1 protein-coding gene is annotated in these 406 nt (G+C 64.8%); it reads left to right on the forward strand.

The window, feature by feature from the left end:
* The coding region (locus tag WU80_RS24865) for a condensation domain-containing protein (RefSeq protein WP_156371909.1) at positions 1 to 406 on the forward strand (406 nt) is incomplete at both ends.

Below are 406 nucleotides of genomic sequence, written 5' to 3' on the forward strand. Positions count from 1 at the left end.
CCATCACCCCGGCCACCACCACCGCCGACCTGCTCGAACAACTGCACAACGCCCACAACCACACCCTCGACCATCAACACCTGGCGCTCAACGAGATTCACCGCGCCACCGGCCACGACCAACTGTTCGACACCCTGTTCGTCTACGAGAACTACCCGATAGAAACCACGGCGTTGGCTGCCGACGGCGCGCTGGTCATGGACGAGTTCGCCAGCCGCGAATCCAACCACTACCCACTGACCATGCAAGCCACCCCCGGGACGGAGCTCGGTCTGCGCGTCGAGTACGACACCGACGTGTTCGATCCGGGCACCGTGAGCGCGTTGGTGGAGCGGTTGCGGCGGGTGTTGGAGGCGATGACGGCTGATCCGGGCACGAGGTTGTCGGCGGTCGATGTGCTCACCGA

The sequence above is a fragment of the Mycobacterium sp. UM_11 genome, from assembly GCF_001414075.1.
Taxonomy (GTDB): Bacteria; Actinomycetota; Actinomycetes; order Mycobacteriales; family Mycobacteriaceae; genus Mycobacterium.